Origin of the sequence: Aquimarina litoralis (genome assembly GCF_039523995.1) — a bacterium.
In the GTDB taxonomy this organism is placed as follows: domain Bacteria; phylum Bacteroidota; class Bacteroidia; order Flavobacteriales; family Flavobacteriaceae; genus Aquimarina; species Aquimarina litoralis.
The window spans coordinates 270,708-292,974 of sequence record NZ_BAAAGE010000003.1 but is presented as its reverse complement, the minus strand read 5'-3'; the positions used below and the strand labels follow the sequence as shown (position 1 = coordinate 292,974).

Here is a 22,267-nt window from a genome sequence, read left to right as displayed (position 1 = left end):
GAATGAATCGGGCGATCAAATATATAGTTAACGACGGACTACCAATAACTTTCATAGTTTTTTATTGTGTAGGCTTGATATTATATTTCACTCCTATTACTAACAATCTTTTTATACAGATTACACCATATACATTAATATTAGTTTTTTCGGCTGTCTTTTATCATCACAAACAGTGGAATACAAAAACAATTATAGTTTTAACAAGTATTTTTATTCTAAGTATTTCTGCCGAAATTTTTGGTGTAACTACTGGTAAATTATTTGGGATTTACACCTATGGCAAGGGACTTGGCATCAAGGTATTTAATGTCCCCATTATCATTGGACTTAACTGGATTTTTTTGACTTACGCTTCTAATGGTATTATTTCTAAATACACCTCCAAAAACACTTTAATTATTGCGGGTGCTGCATCATTAATGGTGCTATACGATATCTTACTTGAAATGGTAGCTCCTTTAATAGATATGTGGGTGTTTTCAGAAAACAACCCACCTATAAATAACTATATCGCTTGGTTTTTATTAGCGCTGTTATTTAATTGGGCTGTTCAAAAATTTAACATCAATACAAATAATAGACCCGCACGTTGGCTATTCTTTATCCAATTCGGATTCTTTATCGTTTTAGTTATTCACCATATTTATAATAGTAAATGATACGAGCTAATCATAGTAAATTCTGGGTGAAAATTTCTAAGTATTATACAAAAGTACTAATTGGATTTTTTTTTGGAAAGGTTAAATACATGGGACAGTATGAGGAAAGAGGACTCCCTATACTTATGATTAGTAATCATTTCTCTTTTTATGATGGCTTTATACACATCTTGTTAAATCTTGAAGTTTTCAAACGAAGATTTAACTTTATGATGTTAGAAAAAGAATTAAAAAAAAATATGATATTAACTAAGATTGGTGCTAGTTCCATTAGTAAGGGCAAAAAATCAAGCATTGAAAGCCTCGATTATGCTGTTGAAATGTTACAGGATAAAGAGAACCTATTTTTATTCTTTCCACAAGGAAAAATACAAAGTATTTATACACGAGAGTTTACTTTTGAAAAAGGATTACTAACTCATATTCTAAAAAACGCAAACAATGACTATCAACTAGTGTATAATATAAATTTAATCAAATACGGAACCAAATTAAAACCTGATATATATGTTTATTATAAAACACAAACTATAAATACATCTATGAATGCAGAAGATATAGAACAAGAATTTAATAGTTTTGCAAAAGCGTGTTTTACAAAACAAGGTGTGAAATGATTTATTTTTGTTGCTTTTTAATAACCTTAATGATTATCAGATTGCTAGTAGCATTTGTTAATTACCTTTCATTTGCTTACCTGCCGAAGACAACTACATTAATATCTGTACCCTCAATTTCAATCTTAATACCTGCTCGTAATGAAGAAGATAATATTGGCAGATTATTAGAACAATTATCTACATTTGAATATGGAATGCTAGAAATCATCGTTTATAACGACAATTCCACTGATAAAACCGAAAGCATCATTAAACATTGGACTGAGCTTACACCTAATATTAAACTCATAAATGGAGATATACTTCCAAAAGGTTGGTTAGGTAAGAATTATGCATGTCATCAACTAGCAAAAGCCGCAACCGGCGATATATTACTATTTTTAGATGCAGATGTAAGTGTAAAAAAAGGCGTAATCAAACGTAGTATTGGCTATCTTCAGAAACACAAATTACACTTACTATCAATATTTCCAAAGCAAATAGTAAAATCCTTTGGAGAAAAAGTCTCGGTACCACTAATGAACTGGGTTTTATTAAGTATACTTCCTATTTATTTAATTAGAAGATCAAAGAACAAAATTTTTTCTGCTGCTAATGGACAATTTATGATGTTTAAAGCAGATACTTATAAAAAAATATGGCCTCATAAAAGATATAAATCCAATAAAGTAGAAGATATAGCCATCATAAGACTTTTTAAACAAAAAGGACTTGCCAGCGATACACGACTGGGAGACAATGATATTTCTTGTAGAATGTATGTTGGATTAGATGAAGCAATTGAAGGATTCATAAAAAACATATTTCAGTTCTTCGGAAATAGTATTTTGGTTACAATTATTTTTGGAGTATTAACCACCATAGCACCATTTGTCGTGTATCTATACATGGGTTTCTGGTGGTTAACTGCATATCTTGTCGGTATTGTATGTATTCGATTTTTTGTAATGTTGGCTAGCCAGCAATCAGTGATTCAAAACATACTTTTAGCATTTCCACAACACATTATATTTCTTCTAATTATAATTAAAGGGCTTATCAATAACAAACAGAAAAAACTAATATGGAAAGACAGAAATATATTACAAGATCTATAATTACGATCATTTCTTTACTGTTTTCGATACAAGTAAGCTTTTCACAAAGTCCTTACCGAGACCCGATTTATAAAGCGTATTCGAGAGGTAAAATGGATAAGTGGTTCCAATTAATGCATTCATGTGAAAACAATGTAGATCCAAATAATTTTGAAGAACAAATGGAACTTATTAATTATTACTATGGTTATACAGCTTGGTTAATCGGTGCTGAAAAAGATGATACTGCCGAAGAATACATCGACAAATCAGAAAAAATCATTGATAAACTACTAAAAGAATATCCAGAAAACCCAACTTTACTTGCTTACAAAGGAGCCTATATTGCATTTACTATTGGCATCACAAGCTTGAAAGCTATTTACTTAGGTCCAAAAAGTATGAGATATATAGATAAGTCTATTAAACTAGATCCAGAGAACATCCAAGGAAATATTGAAAAAGGCAACTCCATGTATTATCGCCCATCAGCTTTTGGAGGTGATAAAGGAAAAGCAATTAAATACTATATAAAAGCGGTCGAAAGCTTCGAAAAACAAGGATTAGTCGTAAATAATTGGATGTATATAAATACTATGACTATGTTAGGACAAGCATATGAAGCTACAAATCAAATACAACAAGCCAAACTATGTTATGAGAAAATAATGCGGATATTCCCTAACTTCATGTGGGTCGAAGATGAACTTTATCCTGATATGCTGAAACGCAATAATCTATAATGTATACTATATAGTTCTATGAAGTTTGCAACCCGTAAAACAACATTACTGCTATATATGAAACTCCTGATAGTAGTAAGTTTTGTAGTCACCCCATTACATGTAAGTGCACAAAGAATCCAAGAAGAAGTAAATCTTAACAAAACTCCTCCAAGAATCATTAGAGCTTGTTGTGCTTTCGGTTATGATTTAAAAATATGGGGAATCCCTTTCATTTCGATTGACCAAGTAATTAGTATTGATGATTTGAACGAACATCATTATATGGGATATAAAAAAGAGGGCACGGGTACTATTTATAGTACTAAGGGAGGATTTATTGATTTTGGGCACTTACGAGATCAACTTGATTGGACGCGCTATTTATATACTTTAATTATAGATAGTAAAGGGAAAGGAGAAGTAATTTTACCACTTAGAAACGAAGCAGGAAGAAAGACCTTATATTTAAACATCCCCGAAGAGCTTAATGATGATGATTGCATTCTATTAGCAGGAAAAATAACATATGACCTTTCTTTATGGCACGAAATCTCGACTTGGTTTGGAGCATCAACAGTTCCTCTCATATCAGAAAAATTCTCAAGTTTTTCCGTTGAAGACGTATATTCAAATTTACTTGGAATACACATAGGAATGAAAACTTTGCATTCAGAAAAACCGTTTAATCAAGCAGCTACAGAAATTATCAAATCTACATTAGATAGTTTAGGTGCTGTAAAAACTGCAAAAGAAACCTATGACGCATACAATGCCATTAACAACATATGGTATACCAATAAAAAACGGATCCCTAGCGCTAAAATTACATTAAAGAGAGATCTTAATGTTCTTAAATCTAGCAATCCTTGGATCGTATCAAGCTATACTAACAGTGATAATGAACCGATTGTATTAGATGTACCTATTTTAAACACAAAAGGAGAATTACTTACTAATTTTTATGAATTCACTATTGATCTTAATCGTAAAATCCCCATGGAAGAGATTTTTCCTAATCGAAAAAATAGCATTATCAATCAGAATGATTTTAGCGTATTATTGGATAAAATCAGCCAAGAAATTCAAATTAAAGAACAAAGCGTTTTAGTAGAAAAAAAAGAAATTCTTCAAAAATAGTTCTCTTTTCTAGTATAAATTAGAACACATAAAATAGTAACTCAAATATCATTATTCCTCTAAACTATCCAACTCTTCAAAAACCTCTTTAGCATTTAGAAAAAAGGATTCTTCTTCCTCTTCATCCACGTAGCGAATCATTTGATCTTTAACCAATATATTCTGATAATCTTTGGTATTATCTCTGTACAGGTATTTTAACCTTCCAATCATTCCTGTTTCGATATTACCCACAAATATTGTATCAAAATAATCTGGAGCACCAGAAAACTGGATTACTAAATAAGCATCTATCAATACTACTTTTTTAATAGAATCCCATCTTAATTTACCAACACTCCCGGTTAGATTAATCTCATTTACCAAAATCCATTTTTGTAAATCTTTTTTCCTTACATAAACTCCATGCGATGTTTTAAAAACCTCATACAGATCATTTTTAGTTACTAACTTTGGAGAAGATTCGTTCATTTGATGACATCCTCCACAATAAGACAAAAAACCTTTTTTTACTTCTGGAATATTGTTTTCAGATAATTTTATTTCTTCAGAAAAAAGTATATTAATCATATCTTTATCCAAAATCATACTGTAATTATCTTTAGGAATAACTATTGGAGCACTATTCCAAGGGATATCTGGATAAATAATAAGGTCAAAATATTTATTTTTAGACAATTTTCGATTGGAAGATTTTCCTTTGATTATCCATTCTAAAGAAGGGTCAGCAACTTCTTGTACTATTGGAAACAATCTTTTTTGAATAGCTGACAAGAACGATTGATTTTCAGGTTTCTGTAACGCATCTGGAATCCAATGCAATGTCGTCATAGCACAAAAACAACCAAAATTACTAAGCTCATAGGTCTCAGCATTTTTACCATTAATAAGTTTTACATCTGTTCCCCCAAAATTACTTCCCCCATCATAAATCGCATACAAAGTATCTTTAACACCATCCTTATTAAAATCTTCTATAATCGGAGTATATTCTTTATGAGATTGAGCAAACACATGTATCATAAAAAAAAACAATATATGTGTAAAACAGCCTCTCATATATTGATTATTATTTTATGATAAGTATTCGTGAGAAAACAATTGTTTGATATTTGCGTAAGAATCCTTTAAAGCCTTTTTCGCTTTTTTAGCATCTTTCCACTTCACTTTCATAATACCTTCATTCTTTTGGGGTGTTAGGACTCCATCATATTCAGTTTTCATCTCAAACCAATAAGTAACTTTAAGTCTAAATTCTCCGTTCCTTTTAAAGATGTGATAGGTTTTGTACAAGAATTTGGTAATCTCTAATCCTGTAACTCCGGTTTCCTCTTCTACTTCTCTAATGGCGGTAGTTTCCATATCTTCTTTCTTCTCTGCTTTACCTTTCGGTAAATCCCACTTCCCATTTCTATGAATAAATAAAACCTCTTTTTTAGAATTATATACCTTTCCTCCTCCTGCGACAACTACTGGAAGTTTTGCATACAAATGTTCCAAAAGTTTTTCTTCACTTTTATGATAGAAATGATATTTTGCCTCTCTACCTTTATCTTCTTTATGCAAAATATCTCTAATAATTTCAGGAAATTCCACATCTTTAATATGAATTGTTTTATAATCCTCAATTCCCTTTTTTGTGGACAGAATAATAGGCGTATTATTCACAAAAACTTTATACATTTGCAACTATGATTTTTGACAAAAATACAGCAAAAAAAACTGCTGAACTACTATTGCAAATTAATGCAATTAAATTACAACCACAAGAACCTTTTACATGGGCTTCTGGATGGAAATCTCCTATCTATTGTGATAATCGTGTGACTCTTTCTTATCCTGTTATTCGTAACTTTTTAAGAGAACATCTTGCAAAGTTTATTGAAGAAAAATACGGAAAACCAGATGTTATTGCTGGGGTTGCTACAGGAGCAATAGGAATAGGAATGCTTGTAGCTGATTACTTAAACCTTCCATTCATCTACGTTCGACCTGAGGCTAAAAAACATGGTAGAAAAAATCAAATTGAAGGAATTGTGCCGTCTGGCAAAAATGTGGTAGTAGTTGAAGACCTTATCAGCACAGGAAAAAGTAGTTTAAATGCAGTAAAAGCTCTTAAAGAGGTAAATGCCAATGTTAAAGGAATGGTAGCTATTTTCAACTATGGTTTTGATATAGCATCTCAGAACTTTGAAGATGCGGCATTATCTTTGCACACCTTAAGTAATTATGAAAATCTTCTGGAACAAGCTTTGGACACAAACTACATTACAGAAGAACAACAAAAAACACTACAAAACTGGAGAGTAAATCCAGCAGAGTGGAATCAATAAATTTTTAATCTCGATGAATCTAGAAAGCCCTACAGTTACTGTAGAAAAAACTCAACAAGAAGTTTTTGATTTTTTGACGAAAGTTGAAAATTTTGAAGAACTTATGCCAGAAAGCAAACAAAAATTCGAAAAATTAAACGATTCAAGATTTCTTTTTCAATTAAAAGGAATGCCAGAAATCGTATTAGAACAAAAAAGTAACACTGCTCCTACAACTGTTGTTCTTGGAGCGGCTAGCGACAAACTCCCTTTTACACTTACTGCTAATATTACTGATGTAGGAGAAGGAAAAAGCACTACTCAATTAGTATTTGAAGGGCAATTTAACGCTATGATGGGAATGATGATAAAAAATCCTATTCAAAATTTTATCAATACGCTAAGCGAAAACATAGGTAAATTATAGTTTTAAGATTGTTGATCAATAAAGAAGCTTTACTTCTTTAAGATCAAAACTTCGAATAATTTCATCTTCTAAAAGAATTTGAAGTTTTCCGGCTGTAGTTATATCTTTAATAATACCCACAAACGAATTACCCTTGACATCCATAAATGTTGAGGGTTTATTTTTTCTAAACAACAACGACTCGTATGTTTTTTTAATAAATGAAAAATTAGCTGGAGTTAGTATTGCAAATCTACTTTGTAACTTTTCCAAAAGAATAGACAACACTTCATCTAGCTCAAAATGTTTACCTAGAATTTGTTTTAAGGATGATGCCAGAGGAAGATTATCAAAATGCTGCTGATTCACATTAATTCCAATACCAACAATCACACCTTTTAGCCTGCCATTATTAACCATATTCTCTATCAATATACCACATATCTTGGACCTATCTGACAGAATGTCGTTTGGCCATTTTATAGACAGTTTTGGCAGTAATAAAGATTCTAAAGTTTCGTAAACACTAATAGAAACCACCATAGATACATAAAATTGATGAACAATATCTAGGTCATTAATAGGCATAAACACACTGCAGGTAAGGTTTTCTCCCGGATTACTTTGCCAAGTAGTCCCCATCTGACCCTTGCCTTGTAGCTGCTCATGTGCTACAACACAAACAGGTTTATCCAAAGACTTTTCTCGATTCATATCTCGAAGAAAAATATTTGTAGAGTCAATGGCATCAACTTTGATTATATGCATAAATAACAGTGTGAAATTTTTTACAAATGTCTGCAAATGCAAACATATAAACATAAAAAGTAATAACTTTACACAAATTAAAAAAAATGCATGACTAAAAAAGAAATCGGTACTGATCAACTAATAACTCATATAATCAAAGGTATTGAAGAAGTAAAGGGTAATGATATTACCATTTTAGACTTAAGAGAAATTGAAAATACAGTTTGTAGTTATTTTGTTATTTGCAACGGTACTTCTAATACTCAGGTCAATGCCATTGTTAATTCCATTCAAAAAACGGTAAGCAAATCTATAAAAGATAAACCTTGGCACGTAGAAGGTGGAGAAAATGCAGAGTGGGTATTGATTGATTATGTAAATGTAGTTGTCCATGTTTTCCAAAAACACATCAGAGAATTTTATGACATAGAGAGTTTATGGGGAGATGCGAAAACAACAACTATCGAAACAAACTATTAAAAAAGGCGTAAATGGCTAAAGACAATAAAAAAATGGACTCGAATAAAAAACCAAAGTTTAGCGCATATTGGATTTATGGTGTAATAATCGTTGGATTTTTAGCATTAAATTTTTTAGGTGGAGGAAGTATGGGATCCGCTCCAGAAACATCCACTTCTGATTTTAATAATTTCTTGAGTAATGGAGAAGTAGAGAAAATAGTTATTATTACTAATCGAAGACTTGCCAGAGTATATCTTACACAGGAGGCAAAAAATCAAGATAAACACACGAAGAACAAAAGAAATTCATTTTTGCCAGCAAGCCCAAATGATCCTGATTATGAATTTGAATTCGGTGATCTTCAAAATTTTGAGAATGAAATTTCTAGGATAAAAAGTGAGAACAATCTTTCCACGGAAGTAGGATATGATACAGAAAGTAATATGTGGGGAGATATATTTATCACTTTACTTCCGTTTGCTTTAATCATTGGTGTTTGGATATTTATCATGAGAAGAATGAGTGGAGGTGCTGGTGGAGGCGCTGGTGGTCAGATATTCAATATTGGTAAATCCAAAGCAAAACTTTTTGATCAAAATACAGACGTTAAAGTTTCATTCGAAAATGTAGCTGGATTAGAAGGAGCAAAAGAAGAAGTACAAGAAATCGTTGATTTCCTTAAAAACCCTGAAAAATACACCTCTCTTGGGGGAAAAATTCCAAAAGGAGCATTATTAGTAGGACCTCCAGGAACAGGAAAAACATTATTAGCAAAAGCCGTTGCCGGTGAAGCTAAAGTACCTTTCTTCTCATTATCTGGTTCTGACTTTGTAGAAATGTTTGTGGGTGTCGGTGCGTCGAGAGTACGTGACTTATTTAAGCAAGCCAAAGAAAAATCACCAGCTATCATTTTTATTGATGAAATAGATGCCATTGGTAGAGCTAGAGGTAAAAGTAATTTCTCGGGATCTAACGACGAAAGAGAAAACACGTTGAATCAACTTCTTACCGAAATGGACGGTTTCGGAACCAATACTAATGTAATTGTAATTGCTGCTACCAACCGTGCAGATGTATTAGATAAGGCGTTAATGCGTGCTGGTCGATTCGATAGACAGATTTATGTAGATCTTCCAGATGTTCGAGAGCGTAAAGAAATTTTTGAAGTTCATCTTAAACCTCTTAAAAAGGAAGATGAATTAGACACAGACTTTTTGTCTAAACAAACTCCAGGATTTTCTGGAGCGGATATTGCGAATGTTTGTAACGAAGCAGCCCTTATAGCTGCTCGTAAAGGAAATAAAGCTGTTGGCAAACAAGACTTCCTAGATGCAGTAGATAGAATTGTTGGTGGTTTAGAAAAGAAGAATAAAATTATTACTCCAGCGGAAAAACGCGCAATTGCATTTCATGAAGCGGGACATGCTACAGTAAGCTGGATGTTAGAACATGCTGCACCTTTAGTAAAAGTAACCATTGTGCCGAGAGGACAATCGCTAGGAGCTGCATGGTATCTACCTGAGGAAAGATTGATCGTAAGACCAAATCAAATGCTAGATGAAATGTGTGCAACTTTAGGAGGACGTGCTGCTGAAAAAGTTATCTTCAATGAAATTTCTACAGGTGCGTTAAGTGATTTAGAAAAGGTTACAAAACAAGCCAGAGCCATGGTTACTATTTATGGACTTAATGATAAAATAGGAAACCTTACATATTATGACTCTTCAGGTCAAAACGAATATGGTTTCACAAAACCTTATAGTGAGCAAACTAGCGAGTTGATTGATAAAGAAATTTCAAACATCATTGAAGAGCAATATCAGCGTGCTATTGAATTGTTAGAAAAAAACAAGGATAAACTTACCGAACTAGCAGAAGTATTGTTAGAGAAAGAAGTTATTTTTAAGGACAACCTAGAGAAAATTTTTGGTAAACGTCCGTTCGACAAAAAAGAAGAAACGATCATTGAACCTTCTTAGAAAGAGATCGTTTTTTTACAAGTAAATTAAAAAAATCTTAATCTAATAAGAGTATTAGGTTAAGATTTTTTTATCTTTGAAAGTAATGTTAACCCGTAAATCCCCTATCACATCTAAAAATGAGTCTATTTAGAAGATTATTTTCCTCGAAATCTAAATCAGACCAAAAGAGTAAGGAGCGACATGCTGAAGATCGCAGTAAATATATGCCTGAAATCAACCTACCTGTTGATGAAAGCTTTATGATAAATTTTAAAAGGAATGGTGGTAAATTCCTTTATTGCGATAGTGATGATGAAGTTCTTGATTCTTTTGACAAGATCCTTTTAGAAAATGATTGGTATGAAAAAGATGTTTGCTGTTTTGATATTGGATTAGAACATAAATTTTCAGGATTTAACCTCAATTATATCAAGAAATCGCCCGCTTCATTTTTTTTCGCCACTTGTGAATATTTGATTGCAGATAGTGGCGCAATTCTAGTTTCCTCTAATCAGCTTAGAGAAAAGAAACTAACAGAATTACCAGATGATTTTATAATACTAGCATCAACAAGTCAATTAGTTAATAGTATTGGCGAAGGTTTAAAAGGAATAAAAGAGAAAAATAAAAATGCTATTCCTTCTAATATCACTACCATAAAAAACTTCGAACCGCAAAAAGAAAAAGACTTCTTAAGTTACGGAAGTAGCTCAAAAAATCTATATTTGCTGCTGTTGGAAGATTTATAATATGAAGGAAATACTCACAAGGTCTTTATCGGGTTTTTTATATATCTCGTTATTATTAATTTCTATTTTCGTTTCTCAATATACCTTCATTGGAGTATTCGTAATCTTTGGGATTATCTGCTTATATGAATTTCAAAAATTAATTCATTTAAAAAACACTTGGTTATATCTTGTGTTTATTGGTTTTCTTTTATTATTTCATATTCCTGCTTTGAAAATTCCAATATGGGTCCCTTTAATTGTTTTGGGGCTTACCATAATAACTCAACTATTCTTGGTTAGAGATCTTATCACCATTAGGATCATTCCTATGTTCGAGAAAAGAAAATATTTTACAAGTATATTTTATCTTATTACGTCCATTGTTTTCCTTACTCTTATACCCTCTTATGATGGTATATACAACCCAATTATGATTGTGGGGCCTTTACTAATGATATGGACTAATGATACTTTTGCCTATTTAGTTGGGAAAAACTTTGGAAAACATAAATTACTAGAACGAATATCTCCTAAAAAAACAATTGAAGGTTTTATCGGCGGTTTCATTTTCACACTAATAGCTGGTTATTTAATTGCTATATTCTCTGACACCTTATCTATCTATCTTTGGTTGATTATAAGCATAATAATGAGTATTTTTGGTACACTAGGAGACCTTATACAATCTAAGTTCAAAAGACAAGCTGGAGTAAAAGATAGCGGTTCAATAATGCCAGGTCATGGTGGTATTTTTGATCGTTTAGATAGTATTATATTTGCAAGTCCATTTTTATACGCATTTTTACAAATATTAAACCATGTTTCATAAAGAAGGTTATAAAATCATAGCAGTAGCCATAGTACTTTTTCTAGGCATTAATGCAGCATCTTATGTTGCAATTCAAATAGACCAATGGATTATTGCCATATTTGCAGTAACATTAGTGTTTTTAATATTAATACTGCAATTTTTTCGAAATCCAAAAAGACATACGGATATTAATGACAATACAGTTGTTGCTCCGGTAGATGGAAAAGTGGTTGTCATTGAAGAAGTATTCGAAAAGGAATACTTTAAAGAAAATAGACTACAGGTATCGATCTTTATGTCTCCTATAAACGTTCATGTAACTAGACACCCGATTAATGGAAAAGTAGCATTTAGTAAATACCATCCTGGAAAATACCTTGTTGCCTGGCATCCAAAAGCGTCTGAAGAAAATGAACGCACGACTGTAGTGGTAAAAAACAATTTTGTAGAAGTGCTTTATAGACAGATTGCTGGCGCACTTGCAAAAAGAATTGTAAATTATGCAGAGGAAGGCGAAAAAGTTGTACAGGGATCCGATAGTGGTTTTATAAAATTTGGATCCAGAGTAGATGTTTATCTACCTGTAGGAACAGAAGTAAACGTTTCCTTAAATCAAAAAGTAAGAGGTGGCGAAAGTATTATCGCCAATGTATAAGTATGACCAGCGAGGAATTAAATATTGCTTTCCAAAAGGCTTTTGAGAAAGCCTGTAACACAAAAATTGAATTACCTCCTGATGTAATGCTTCATTTTTACGCATACTATAAACACGCAACCCATACAGAAGGTTTTTACACACCATCTGGAGATAGCGAATTAAGAAACGCCTTCAAACTCAATGCGCTCTTTCAGGTAAAAAACCTTACTTCAGAAGAAGCAAAATTTAAATATATAGAACTAGTCAATAAGCATATTACAGATGTATAAAAAAGGCTTTGATATAACATCAAAGCCTTTTTCTATGATATACATACCGCTAATCCCTACTATTGAAGTCCTGAAAGACTTGCCTTTAAGGTAGCTATTTTAGCTTCTGCATCCGCCTCTTTTTTACGTTCATTAGCAATCACCTTCTCTGGAGCATTATTAACAAAACGCTCATTCTGAAGTTTTTTCTGTACAGATTTTAAAAACCCTTCAGTATATGCTAGTTCTTCTGTTAATTTCTTAATCTCATCCTCTACGTTTACCGCACCAGAAATAGGAATAAAATATTCATTTGATTTTACTCTAAAAGAAAGAGCCCCATCTACTTTAGCATCTACATAAGATAATGCCTCGATGTTACCAAGTTTAGAAATTACAGAATCAAAAGTTTTTGTACTATTTTCACTATTTAAAACTGATAATTCTATAGTTTCTTTAAAAGAAATATTCTTTTCTTTACGTATAGTTCTAATACCAGAAATCACATCACTCGCAAAATCAAAGGCCGCAATCAACTCTTCATCAACCGAAGTAATAATAGGCCAACTAGAAACAATCAATGCTTCCTCTTTAGTTCTGTCAGCTATTTGTTGCCAAATCTCTTCTGAAATAAAAGGTACAAACGGATGCGAGATTTTTAGATTATCCTCAAAAATCTCAATAATCTCCTTATAAGTTTTAGCATCAATAGGACTTTGATAAGCCGGTTTCACCATTTCTAATAACCAACTACTAAAATCATCTCTAATCAATTTATACGTAATCATTAACGCATCGCTAATTCGATACTTGGTGTACGCATCCTCTAATTCTACTAATGCCTTTTGAAATTTAGACTTATACCATTGTATAGCCACTTTAGAAGCTTCTGGTTGTTCGATAGAACTATCCACTTCCCATCCACTAACTAAATTAAAAGAACTATAGATCTTATTTACAAATGATTTTCTTCCCTGATCACAAAGGTCTTCATCAAACATCAAATCGTTTCCTGCCGGTGCACTAAGTAATAGTCCTACACGAACTCCGTCCGCTCCATATTCATCAATTAACTTTAAAGCATCTGGAGAATTACCCAATTGCTTTGACATTTTACGTCTTTGTTTATCTCTTACAATTCCAGTAAAATAAACATTAGAAAAAGGTTTTTGTTCTTTATAATGATACCCCGCAACAATCATTCTGGCTACCCAAAAGAAAATAATATCAGGACCAGTAACTAAATCATTTGTTGGATAATAATAATTTATTTCTTCATTTTCTGGTTCTAAAATTCCGTTAAACACACTCATTGGCCATAACCAAGAAGAGAACCAGGTATCTAATGCATCAGGATCTTGCTGTAAGTCATCTTCTGTTAATCCAGTGTTTCCTGTTTTTTCTTTCGCTAATACAAGAGCTTCTTGTTTGGTTTCAGCGACTACAAAATCTTCTTTTCCATATCCATAGAAATATGCCGGAATTTGATGTCCCCACCATAATTGTCTTGAGATATTCCAATCTCTAACATTCTCCATCCAATGGCGATAGGTATTGATAAACTTTTCTGGAACCAGATTAACATCTTTATTTAGAACAGCATCTAAAGCAGGTTTAGCCAAACCTTCCATTTTTAAAAACCACTGATCACTAAGTTTAGGCTCGATAACAGCTTTGGTACGTTCACTTGTTCCTACTTTATTAAGGTGTGTTTCTACTTTTTCAAGCACTCCTAGCTGCTCTAGTTCTTTTACAATCTCCTTTCTAACTACAAATCGATCTTTTCCTTCATAATGAAGTCCAAAAGAATTTAAAGTTGCATCATCATTAAAAATATCAATTACTTCTAGAGAATGTTTATCTCCTAAAACTTTATCATTCTGATCATGAGCAGGTGTCACCTTAAGACATCCTGTACCAAATTCCATATCTACATATTCATCTTCTATGATCGGAATTGTTCTATTAGCGATAGGTACTATTGCTTTTTTACCTTTTAGATGTGTAAATCTTTCATCATTTGGATTGATACAAATTGCAGTATCTCCCATAATAGTTTCTGGTCGAGTAGTCGCAATTGTTAACACATCATCACTTCCTTCTATTTTATAGTTTAAATAATAAAGATTTCCTTGTTTTTCTTCATAAATAACCTCTTCATCGGATAGTGTTGTTTTTGCTTCTGGATCCCAATTAACCATTCGATATCCACGATAGATAAGTCCTTTATTAAATAAATCCACAAATACTTTGATTACGGATTGCGACAAATTGTCATCCATAGTAAAAGCAGTTCGCTCCCAATCACAAGAGGCTCCAAGTTTTTTTAACTGCTCTAATATAATTCCGCCATGTTTATGTGTCCATTCCCAAGCATGCTCTAAGAATTCTTCTCTAGTAAGATCATTTTTATTAATTCCCTGCTCTTTTAGTTTAGCCACGACTTTAGCTTCAGTAGCAATCGAAGCATGATCTGTTCCTGGCACCCAACATGCATTATACCCTTTCAGACGAGCTCTTCGAATCAAAACATCCTGTATCGTATTATTTAGCATATGTCCCATATGCAATACACCTGTGACGTTTGGCGGAGGAATAACAATCGTGTACGCTTCTCTTTCATCAACTTCAGAATGGAAATAATTATTCTCCATCCAGTAGTTATACCACTTTTCTTCTACTGATTTTGCATCATATTTTCCTGCTAACGCCATAGTTTGGTCCGATTTTTGGATTTTAGAGTGCAAAAGTAATTATTATATACGACAACTTGAAAGTCTTTTGCAATTTTGAAGTTGGATAAAAAGTAACTACTTTTACATATTATAAAAACCTACGTTATGAGAAATGTAATGATGATTTTATTTATTGGTTTTCTGGGAATAACCCTAAACGCTCAGGATGCCAAAGCAAAAATCGAATTTAAATCAGAAGTAATTGATTATGGTGAAATTACTAAGGGTAGTGATGGTGTTCGCCAGTTTGAATTTACAAACACCGGAAATGCTCCCCTAATTATTTCTAGAGTATATTCTAGTTGTGGATGCACTATTCCAAAAAAACCGGAAGATCCAATTGCTCCAGGAGAAAATGGAGTTATTGAAGTAAAATATGACACCAAACGTGTTGGTCCAATTCGTAAATTAATAACTGTATATTCAAATGCTGAAGAATCTACAAAAGCTATTAGAATAACAGGAAGAGTATTGGATGACACCAAAAGTGTACTAGAAAAGAAAAATTAAAAATTATATCTATTAATCACTAAAAAGGCTTTACGATCAGTAAAGCCTTTTTTATATTACTTTTTTAAGTCTAAAAGTAAACTTCATTTCTATGCCTAATCGTTCGACTTTAATACTTATTCTTTTCCCTTCCTCAGAATAAAACAAATCATTAAGATCAGATAACTGATATAGGCTAGCTTTCTTTCCATTAACTTCTAACACACTATCTCCTTTCATTAAACCAACTACAGCAGCTGGTGAACCGGGCCGTACCTCCGTAATTTTATATTCAGGTTCTAAAGAATAGACAAATGAACTTACATCAGCTTTAAAAACATTTACGGAAATTTTACCGTTCTTCTTAGTAACAAAATCCAAAGAGGGCCTTGATGGACTTCTTCGAATATTATAATTCTTAGCTATTCTAACTCCATTGTGTTGAATAGTAATTCCGCTCATATTATAGTAAAAAGGTTTATTAAAGAATTTATTCTTTTTGTAGGTGATTTTCTTATTAGGATAATCAACTATCATATCAAACCTTTTTAAAATACCGCCTCCAATAGAGCCTTGTCTTTTTTTAAGAGAAATGCCCTGAATATATAAAGAATCAGGAAAAGAAGCTGTTACTTGTTTTATTTCAAAATTTCCAATATTCAATCCTTCTACCTTCGTCTTTTTTCCATAAATATCTCCATTAAAACCTTTTCCGAGAAAATCATCAAATGAATCTTCTGGAACAGCTAAACCAATTTCAGGATTCTCGAATAGCCACAAGGCGGAACTTGACCCTGAATCTAATAAAAGATTAACATCTACTAACCCCTTATCAGTCTTGTATTTTGCTTTAATCATTGGTCTTTTGCCGCTGCTATCTAATCCCAAGTCTGTACGATAACATTTCTTACACTTCTTATATCTGTAAGATACTGGATCATATACTTTAATAATTTCTTTTGAATAACTTATATTTAAAATAAATCTTTTAAAGAAATCATAGCCTATAATTCCATGAACAGGAAATCCCATCAAAGGTGAAAAGTTTATAGATTCGTCAAAAATCATATAAATCGTATGATTATCACTGTAAGCATTACCTATTTTTAATAAGTTATTTGTAGATTTAATTGCTTCTGCTGGCGCCTCATTTCCCAATCCTCTTAGATAAATTTTAGAAGCGTTCTTTAATTCTAACGACTCCCTTTTATCTATACTAAAAAGTATTGTTGAACCTACACCTGTATCTAATATAAAATACAACTGTACTCCATTAAGCTCTACAGGTATAATGATGAGATTATTAGCCAGTTCAAATTTAATTTTATCACTGGTCTCACCTTCCGGTAGTCTAAAACCATCTTGAGCCTGTGCTATAAAAGGAATAAGTAAAAGTAGAATAAGGGCCTTCTCTTTAAGAAAATGATAAAAATCCCAGTATAAAATCTTCATTCCACTAAATATAGAAAAATACTTGAAAATTCCTGATAATAATTAACTTAAATCCTAAATAATTTAAGAAATTTACCGCTATTTTACTTTATAAATTTAAAAAGAATGCCTGTAATATCAAGTAAAGGAAAAGCGATGCCCGAATCACCGATTCGAAAACTAGCTCCTTTTGCAGAAAAAGCGGTAAAAGAAGGGAAACATATTTTCCATCTTAACATAGGTCAACCAGATATTAAAACACCTATAGAAGCAATGAAAGCGGTCAGAGAACACAATTTAGATGTTCTTGCTTACAGTCATTCAGCCGGTTTTGAAAGTTTTCGAAATAAACTAGCTGGTTATTATGCAAAACACGATATTACAATATCATCAGAAGATATTCTGATCACCACTGGTGGTAGTGAAGCATTAATTTTTACGATGGGTAGTATTACCGATCCGGGAGATGAAATTATTGTTCCAGAACCTTTTTATGCCAATTATTATAGTTTTTCTACACAATCAACAGTTACAGTTGTACCTGTAATCTCTAAAATAGAAAATGGTTTTGCCTTACCTCCTATTCAGGAGTTTGAAAAACTTATTACACCAAAAACCAAAGCTATTTTAATTTGTAATCCAGGTAATCCAACAGGATATTTATACAGCAAGGAAGAAATAAAAGATTTAGCAGCATTAGCAATAAAATATGATTTATTTCTAATTTCAGATGAAGTATACAGAGAATTCGTGTATGATGACTCAGAGCATTATTCAATTCTGCAAGAAAGATCACTTAAGGATCATGCTATTGTAGTAGACTCTGTTTCTAAGCGATATAGTATGTGTGGAGCTCGCATAGGTTGTTTGGTAAGTAAAAATAAAGATGTGATGCAGACAGCTATGAAATTCGCGCAAGCTAGATTAAGCCCACCAACATTGGCACAAATAGCTAGTGAAGCTGCTTTGGAAGCACCAGAATCATATTATAAAGAAACGGTAGCAAAATATAAGGAGCGCAGAGATACTCTAGTTGAAAGTCTTAAGAGTATTCCAGGTATACAAGTAGCTACTCCTCGTGGAGCTTTTTACTGTATTGTCGAATTACCCATTAAAGACGCCGATGATTTTGCTAAATGGTTACTAGATGAATTTCATGTAAATAATGAAACGGTAATGTTAGCACCTGCTTCGGGATTCTATTCTAGCCCAAATCAAGGGTTAAATCAGGTAAGAATTGCATATGTACTTAACAGGAGAGATTTAAAAAAAGCTGTGAATATTCTAAAACTGGGATTGGAAAAATATATGGATAAGAAATCTTTTGTACCAACAGAAGAAAAAATTAGTTTATAAAATTATAAATATTTATATCTTTCACATCATTAAAATTCATACAACTTTAAAATTCTTATTTTTTGAAGATAGAATATCAGAAATCTCTTAAAAAGTACAACACATTCGGAATAGACGTTAGGGCAAAAAAGTTCATTTCGATAAACTCGGAAGAGGACCTTTATGAAGCATTGACTCTTTGTAAAGATGAAGACATTTTTATTCTTAGTGGAGGAAGCAATATGTTACTCACTCGAGATATCGACGCAACTGTACTACACATTTCCATATCTGGTATTTCTGTTACAGAAAAAACCGATAACACGGTTTTAGTATCTGCTAATGCTGGGGAAAACTGGCATGATTTTGTGCAATTCTGTATCAATAAGGGATACGGAGGACTTGAAAACCTCTCCTTAATTCCTGGATATGTAGGTAGTGCTCCGATTCAGAATATAGGAGCATATGGAGTAGAATTAAAAGATAACTTCGTGAGCTGTGAGGCTATTCATACTAAAACAAAAGAAAAAAGAATCTTTACAAAACAAGATTGTAATTTTGGCTACAGAAACTCTGTTTTTAAAAATGAATTGAAAGGAACTTATATAATCACTAAAGTAACTTTTGAATTAACTACAGCTCAACATCTCTTAAACACTAGTTATGGAGCAATAGAGGCAGCGTTAAAGGATAAAAATTGTACCAAACCTACAATTAAAGATATCGCTGAAGCAGTCATAAGCATTAGAAAAAGTAAACTTCCGGATCCGAAAGAAATTGGAAATAGTGGTAGTTTTTTCAAAAATCCAGTGATTTCTTCTACCGCTTTTACGGTTTTACAAAACACCTACCCTACTATTCCTTCGTATAAAGTTGATGAAGAACATATTAAGGTACCTGCCGGTTGGCTTATAGAGCAAAGTGGCTTTAAAGGAAAACGCTGGGGAGACGCAGGAGTTCATAGTAAACAGGCCCTTGTATTAGTAAATCACAATAATGCTACTGGAAAAGAAATATTAGAACTATCCTTAAAAATAAAAGAAACTGTACGGCAAAAATTTGATATTTCTTTAGAAACCGAAGTAAATATTATTAAATAGCAAAATCCTTATAAAAATAGCACTTCTAATTTTCTTAAATTCTCATTTTAAGCTGTTTTTCTTCGTATCTTTGTACCAAATTAAGGAACATATTTAATTATGAAATTAGTATTACTTACCGTAGCACTTTTATTAGTTGCTTTTGCTGGGATTGCTATTAAATTATGGGCGAAGAAAGACGGAAAATTTGCCGGAACATGCGCTAGTCAAAGTCCTTTTCTGAATAAGGAAGGTGAGTCTTGTTCTCTTTGCGGTAAAACACCAGATCAATATGCTAATTGCAATGAAACTGAACATGCTAAATAAATAACAAAGCACTTCTTTTCAAAACCACTTCATTGAAAAACGAATCAATAGAATTACTAGAGCATATTAAAAAAGCTAAAGAAGGAAAGCAAGCATCCTTTAATTATTTATTGGATACTTTTTGGAATGATGTATTCAATTTTCAACTTAAAAGAACAAATAATGAGTATGAGTCTGAAGATATAACCATACAGAGCTTCTCTAAAGCTTTTGATAAAATTGATACTTTTAAAGAAGAGTACAATTTTAAGACATGGCTAATCCAGATTTCTAAAAACATTCATATTGATTTACTCAGAAAAAAGAACGCTTCCATACGATCGAAAACTACCACAGATGTTGATGATTCGGTTTATAAAATAATCGATGATGCTCCTACTCCAGAGGACAAGTTGATTACCGAGCAAAATCTCGCTCAACTACTTAGGTTTATCAAACAACTTAAACCTCATTACCAAGAGGTTATTAACTTAAGATACTTCCAAGAATTAAGTTATAAAGAAATTTCAGAAGTTTTAGATGAGCCTATGAACAACGTAAAAGTAAAACTGTTAAGAGCTAGAAAGCTTTTGGCAGAAATCATCACAAATAAAAAAAAGAATTAATCCATTTTTAACAGTGATTAATTCTTTTCATTATTATGAGAGTAAACAATTCCCTTTTTATCGTAAACTAAAAGTGGAAATTTTCTTTAAAACTCCGTGTAAAGGCTCTATCCATTTATCATTGATTTTTTTATCATACTTAATAAACTTCTGAACCAGTCCTTTAGGAGCTGATATCTCTTTTTCGATTCCGGTTATATTAATAAATTTTTGATTACTAATTAACCATTTTTCTACTCGCTTTCTGTTTTTTTTCAGTTGTTTCTGTTGTTCTAATTCTTCTTTTGACATTTTTAATTGGTTTTTTAACTTTTTTTTAATGACTAAAAAATGGGGTTAAGCTAATTTTAACCATGACCTAAAGTATTTCTACTAAAAATTATGTACATCAAAAATAGGAAAAGAATTTATATTAAGCTATAAAAACCTCATTAAAATTACGGTTTTACCGCAATTTTAATACGAATAAATCCCTTTTTATTCCTACAAAATCAAACCATTATTGATTTAAAACATTGATTTACAGAAATTTACAATATTTTCAAAGACCATAATTTTCGGCAATTAGTTAGTTGAAAAATTCTCTCTTTTTTTTTCAAAAATTCCCTTTTGCAAAAAATTGAGAAGATTTTAATCCTTAATATACTATTAACAGAAAATATACTCAATAATTGTATGCTTTTTTTTTGAGAACACGGTGATTTCTTACAAATTTCCTGTCTGCACTTACTATTTCATGTCCTTTTGAATCTTCATTAGTAAAGTCCCAAGAAAATCAAAAACCTTATTTTTATAGAAGCTTTCTTCGTATTTTTGCTTAAAATATTGCTTAGTATGAATAATGAAGTGACCGCAGTAGCACCACCCAAAGGAAAACCAAAATGGCTACGTGTAAAATTGCCTACTGGAAAAAAGTATACCGAACTTAGAGGACTTGTAGATAAATATAATTTACATACCATCTGTACTTCTGGTAGCTGCCCGAATATGGGAGAATGTTGGAGCGAAGGAACAGCTACTTTTATGATACTTGGTAATATTTGCACTCGCTCTTGTGGATTTTGTGGTGTAAAAACTGGAAGACCAGAGACTGTCGATTGGGAAGAGCCAGAAAAAGTTGCCCGCTCTATTAAACTAATGGATATCAAACACGCAGTGATTACATCTGTGGATAGAGACGATTTAGCAGATGGAGGATCAATTATATGGGCTGAGACTATTCAGGCAATTCGAAGACTTAACCCACATACAACTTTAGAAACTCTAATTCCTGATTTTCAAGGAAAAACAAAAAACATTGATCGTATTGTAAATGTTAAGCCAGAAGTTGTTTCTCATAATATGGAAACGGTAAAAAGGTTAACTAGAGAGGTGCGTATACAAGCTAAGTACGAACAAAGTTTACAAGTTTTAAAATACCTAAAAGACAACGGTATTAATCGTACCAAAAGTGGGATAATGTTAGGACTAGGAGAAACAGAAGAAGAAGTAATCCAAGTTCTAAAAGACTTAAGAGCTGTAAACTTAGATATTGTAACTATTGGACAATACTTACAACCTAGTAAAAAGCACTTACCGGTAAAACAGTTCATAACTCCTGATCAATTCAAAAAATATGAACAGATAGGATTAGAAATGGGGTTCAGGCATGTAGAAAGTGGAGCACTAGTTCGATCTTCCTACAAGGCACAAAAACATCTTACCTAA

General features: G+C 32.1%; 25 protein-coding genes. 19 read left to right on the top strand and 6 right to left on the bottom strand.

The window, feature by feature from the left end:
- The first annotated feature begins 2 nt into the window (after positions 1 to 2).
- From ABD077_RS15730 to ABD077_RS15710, 5 genes are read left to right on the top strand one after another with little or no spacing between them, the layout of a single operon-like run.
- A complete protein-coding gene (locus ABD077_RS15730) occupies positions 3 to 662 on the top strand; it encodes a carotenoid biosynthesis protein (protein ID WP_343913206.1) in 660 nt (219 codons plus the stop codon).
- Positions 659 to 1,279, top strand: coding sequence for a 1-acyl-sn-glycerol-3-phosphate acyltransferase (locus ABD077_RS15725; protein WP_343913205.1), 621 nt, complete (start codon positions 659 to 661; stop codon positions 1,277 to 1,279). The genes ABD077_RS15730 and ABD077_RS15725 overlap by 4 nt, the downstream gene beginning before the upstream one ends.
- Entirely contained in the window at positions 1,276 to 2,379 is a 1,104-nt protein-coding gene (locus ABD077_RS15720) for a glycosyltransferase family 2 protein (protein ID WP_343913204.1), read from the top strand. Before ABD077_RS15725 ends, ABD077_RS15720 begins: the two co-directional genes overlap by 4 nt.
- Positions 2,346 to 3,101 (top strand): tetratricopeptide repeat protein, encoded by a 756-nt coding sequence (locus ABD077_RS15715; protein WP_343913203.1) that lies wholly within the window; start codon positions 2,346 to 2,348, stop codon positions 3,099 to 3,101. The genes ABD077_RS15720 and ABD077_RS15715 overlap by 34 nt, the downstream gene beginning before the upstream one ends.
- Before the next feature lie 57 nt (positions 3,102 to 3,158).
- A complete protein-coding gene (locus ABD077_RS15710; protein ID WP_343913202.1) occupies positions 3,159 to 4,220 on the top strand; it encodes a DUF4056 domain-containing protein in 1,062 nt (353 codons plus the stop codon).
- 51 nt (positions 4,221 to 4,271) lie between these two features.
- On the opposite strand, the gene ABD077_RS15705 is transcribed toward ABD077_RS15710, so the two are convergent.
- Together ABD077_RS15705 and ABD077_RS15700 are read right to left on the bottom strand one after the other, a co-directional pair.
- Complete coding sequence (locus tag ABD077_RS15705; RefSeq protein WP_343913201.1) at positions 4,272 to 5,243, bottom strand: hypothetical protein; 972 nt, start codon at positions 5,241 to 5,243, stop codon at positions 4,272 to 4,274.
- Between the two features lie 51 nt (positions 5,244 to 5,294).
- Entirely contained in the window at positions 5,295 to 5,903 is a 609-nt protein-coding gene (locus tag ABD077_RS15700) for an NUDIX hydrolase (protein ID WP_343913200.1), read from the bottom strand.
- An 8-nt stretch (positions 5,904 to 5,911) separates the two neighbouring features.
- Between ABD077_RS15700 and pyrE the strand changes: the two genes are divergently transcribed.
- Positions 5,912 to 6,553, top strand: coding sequence for an orotate phosphoribosyltransferase (pyrE, locus tag ABD077_RS15695; RefSeq protein WP_343913199.1), 642 nt, complete (start codon positions 5,912 to 5,914; stop codon positions 6,551 to 6,553).
- Positions 6,554 to 6,566: 13 nt separating this feature from the next.
- Positions 6,567 to 6,959, top strand: a complete 393-nt coding sequence (locus ABD077_RS15690) for an SRPBCC family protein (RefSeq protein WP_343913198.1) — start codon at positions 6,567 to 6,569, stop codon at positions 6,957 to 6,959.
- Between the two features lie 15 nt (positions 6,960 to 6,974).
- On the opposite strand, the gene ABD077_RS15685 is transcribed toward ABD077_RS15690, so the two are convergent.
- Positions 6,975 to 7,706, bottom strand: coding sequence for a biotin--[acetyl-CoA-carboxylase] ligase (locus tag ABD077_RS15685; RefSeq protein ID WP_343913197.1), 732 nt, complete (start codon positions 7,704 to 7,706; stop codon positions 6,975 to 6,977).
- Positions 7,707 to 7,796: 90 nt separating this feature from the next.
- Here ABD077_RS15685 and rsfS point away from each other — a divergent pair, with 90 nt between their 5' ends.
- The 6 genes from rsfS to ABD077_RS15655 all read left to right on the top strand — a co-directional run bounded on the left by rsfS (position 7,797) and on the right by ABD077_RS15655 (position 12,580).
- Positions 7,797 to 8,168, top strand: coding sequence for a ribosome silencing factor (rsfS, locus tag ABD077_RS15680; protein WP_299611034.1), 372 nt, complete (start codon positions 7,797 to 7,799; stop codon positions 8,166 to 8,168).
- A gap of 11 nt (positions 8,169 to 8,179) precedes the next feature.
- On the top strand, positions 8,180 to 10,129 hold the full coding sequence (ftsH, locus tag ABD077_RS15675) for an ATP-dependent zinc metalloprotease FtsH (RefSeq protein ID WP_343913196.1): 1,950 nt from the start codon (positions 8,180 to 8,182) through the stop codon (positions 10,127 to 10,129).
- 119 nt (positions 10,130 to 10,248) lie between these two features.
- Positions 10,249 to 10,860: an LUD domain-containing protein gene (locus ABD077_RS15670; protein WP_299611039.1), complete on the top strand. Its 612-nt coding sequence runs from the start codon at positions 10,249 to 10,251 to the stop codon at positions 10,858 to 10,860.
- 1 nt (position 10,861) lies between these two features.
- Positions 10,862 to 11,671: a phosphatidate cytidylyltransferase gene (locus ABD077_RS15665; RefSeq protein ID WP_343913195.1), complete on the top strand. Its 810-nt coding sequence runs from the start codon at positions 10,862 to 10,864 to the stop codon at positions 11,669 to 11,671.
- Positions 11,661 to 12,308: a phosphatidylserine decarboxylase family protein gene (locus ABD077_RS15660; RefSeq protein WP_299611043.1), complete on the top strand. Its 648-nt coding sequence runs from the start codon at positions 11,661 to 11,663 to the stop codon at positions 12,306 to 12,308. The genes ABD077_RS15665 and ABD077_RS15660 overlap by 11 nt, the downstream gene beginning before the upstream one ends.
- A gap of 2 nt (positions 12,309 to 12,310) precedes the next feature.
- On the top strand, positions 12,311 to 12,580 hold the full coding sequence (locus ABD077_RS15655; RefSeq protein WP_343913194.1) for an acyl-CoA-binding protein: 270 nt from the start codon (positions 12,311 to 12,313) through the stop codon (positions 12,578 to 12,580).
- Positions 12,581 to 12,639: 59 nt separating this feature from the next.
- Here the strand turns inward: ABD077_RS15655 and ABD077_RS15650 are convergent, their stop codons facing one another.
- On the bottom strand, positions 12,640 to 15,273 hold the full coding sequence (locus ABD077_RS15650) for a valine--tRNA ligase (RefSeq protein ID WP_343913193.1): 2,634 nt from the start codon (positions 15,271 to 15,273) through the stop codon (positions 12,640 to 12,642).
- Between the two features lie 126 nt (positions 15,274 to 15,399).
- Here ABD077_RS15650 and ABD077_RS15645 point away from each other — a divergent pair, with 126 nt between their 5' ends.
- Positions 15,400 to 15,804, top strand: coding sequence for a DUF1573 domain-containing protein (locus tag ABD077_RS15645; RefSeq protein WP_343913192.1), 405 nt, complete (start codon positions 15,400 to 15,402; stop codon positions 15,802 to 15,804).
- A 51-nt stretch (positions 15,805 to 15,855) separates the two neighbouring features.
- Here ABD077_RS15645 and ABD077_RS15640 read toward each other — a convergent pair whose 3' ends face one another.
- Positions 15,856 to 17,235 (bottom strand): aspartyl protease family protein, encoded by a 1,380-nt coding sequence (locus ABD077_RS15640; RefSeq protein ID WP_343913191.1) that lies wholly within the window; start codon positions 17,233 to 17,235, stop codon positions 15,856 to 15,858.
- A gap of 105 nt (positions 17,236 to 17,340) precedes the next feature.
- On the opposite strand from ABD077_RS15640, the gene ABD077_RS15635 reads away from it, so the two are divergent.
- The 4 genes from ABD077_RS15635 to ABD077_RS15620 all read left to right on the top strand — a co-directional run bounded on the left by ABD077_RS15635 (position 17,341) and on the right by ABD077_RS15620 (position 20,560).
- Complete coding sequence (locus tag ABD077_RS15635) at positions 17,341 to 18,570, top strand: pyridoxal phosphate-dependent aminotransferase (protein ID WP_343913190.1); 1,230 nt, start codon at positions 17,341 to 17,343, stop codon at positions 18,568 to 18,570.
- A gap of 62 nt (positions 18,571 to 18,632) precedes the next feature.
- On the top strand, positions 18,633 to 19,649 hold the full coding sequence (gene murB, locus ABD077_RS15630) for a UDP-N-acetylmuramate dehydrogenase (RefSeq protein WP_343913189.1): 1,017 nt from the start codon (positions 18,633 to 18,635) through the stop codon (positions 19,647 to 19,649).
- Positions 19,650 to 19,748: 99 nt separating this feature from the next.
- Positions 19,749 to 19,955, top strand: coding sequence for a membrane or secreted protein (locus ABD077_RS15625; protein WP_299611062.1), 207 nt, complete (start codon positions 19,749 to 19,751; stop codon positions 19,953 to 19,955).
- A 32-nt stretch (positions 19,956 to 19,987) separates the two neighbouring features.
- Entirely contained in the window at positions 19,988 to 20,560 is a 573-nt protein-coding gene (locus tag ABD077_RS15620; RefSeq protein WP_343913188.1) for an RNA polymerase sigma factor, read from the top strand.
- Between the two features lie 57 nt (positions 20,561 to 20,617).
- Here the strand turns inward: ABD077_RS15620 and ABD077_RS15615 are convergent, their stop codons facing one another.
- Positions 20,618 to 20,851: a hypothetical protein gene (locus ABD077_RS15615; RefSeq protein WP_299611068.1), complete on the bottom strand. Its 234-nt coding sequence runs from the start codon at positions 20,849 to 20,851 to the stop codon at positions 20,618 to 20,620.
- A gap of 543 nt (positions 20,852 to 21,394) precedes the next feature.
- Between ABD077_RS15615 and lipA the strand changes: the two genes are divergently transcribed.
- Positions 21,395 to 22,267 carry a lipoyl synthase gene (lipA, locus tag ABD077_RS15610; RefSeq protein ID WP_299903294.1) on the top strand — a complete coding sequence of 291 codons (873 nt, stop codon included), beginning with the start codon at positions 21,395 to 21,397 and terminating at the stop codon, positions 22,265 to 22,267.